Origin of the sequence: Nereida ignava, assembly GCF_001049735.1 — a bacterium.
Lineage (GTDB): Bacteria > Pseudomonadota > Alphaproteobacteria > Rhodobacterales > Rhodobacteraceae > Nereida > Nereida ignava.
On sequence record NZ_CVPC01000053.1, the window covers coordinates 1 to 1,176 of the forward strand.

At 48.0% G+C, this 1,176-nt stretch carries 1 protein-coding gene; it reads left to right on the plus strand.

Annotated elements, in window-relative coordinates; translation table 11 throughout:
* The first annotated feature begins 209 nt into the window (after nucleotides 1-209).
* Nucleotides 210-833 carry a hypothetical protein gene (locus NIG5292_RS14235; protein WP_144412767.1) on the plus strand — a complete coding sequence of 208 codons (624 nt, stop codon included), beginning with the start codon at nucleotides 210-212 and terminating at the stop codon, nucleotides 831-833.
* Nucleotides 834-1,176: the final 343 nt, after the last annotated feature.

Consider the following 1,176-nt stretch of genomic DNA (forward strand, 5'->3'; position numbering starts at 1 on the left):
CTAGGTGACGTTGTGCAGATGTTGCAGAACTTCCACGGCAGTGCACGTGACCTGATCGATCTCATTGAAGAGACAGTCATGACAACACAGGCGGCAGTGTGATGAYCAAAGAAYTAGATACATACAAYSAGTGCATMGCGGCACTTYATCTAACYTGTCTGATYGCAAACCAATACGATGTGCGGTTGTGGCATATTGTTGAAGAGGAGGTGCCAGCTTCACGTTCTGACCTTGATAGCCGTGATTACGCCTGTGAGTTGGACAGCGTTGTTTCTAAGATCCCTTTTGATAGCAAAATCATTTTAAGACCCAACAGCTTGATGCAAAAGATCGACGACGAGGTGTATCTTGTAAAGCTGCAGTCGACGTTTCGCTTTGCTGATAACGTTCACGACTACTTTACTCTTAATGGACGATCAGCCCTATTTGACGGTGCATTAGAAGAGCTGACAGCGACGTATGCAGCGCCAGCTGTTGTCTTAGGCGCACTTGATCACGCCCTCTATGTTTCTAACAAAGCTGAACACAAAGACTTCGAATTGGCTGGCTTTTACGAAAGCCACCTTCGTGACCTGGCACAAGAGCGCTTTGCTGAGTTTGTGGCGCTACTGCCTTGGCTTGAGCATTTTTGGACACGGCTGAGTGCTTTCATAGCGGAACCTCAGTTTGCACATTTAGTAAAACAGCTGCAGGTAATCTTGCCCGCCATCGATCAAGTGCACTTGTATGACTTCGCCAAGTACAGAGTACTGCTCAAGATGGCGGGGGATTTCTCGCCCTTGGTCAATCATCTGCAATTGGCACAGCATCAAGTGGCAGTGAGCACGCCTTAAAGCCTTTAACTGCGCAGTTTTGCCTGAGCTGAACGACAGAGCTTAAAACCTCATAGAACTTACATAGTATGAGATTATTGCGTAAGTCATTGTAAAGTATAGACTTCAGGAAAGACGTCTTTCCGGTAGGAAGGCCAATATCTCAGACTTTATGCTCAAAGCTAACAAATGATTAGGTTTTGAGGAGATAGGGCCATGCGCCAAGCACAGACACTGAACGATGCGCAGCTGCGCCGTGTGATCCAGTACTGCCGCAGCAGGCGTCATCCAACTCGTGATGAAACGATCATACTGGTCAGCTTTTACGCAGGGCTGCGGGCCAAGGAGATCGCAGCGCTCACAG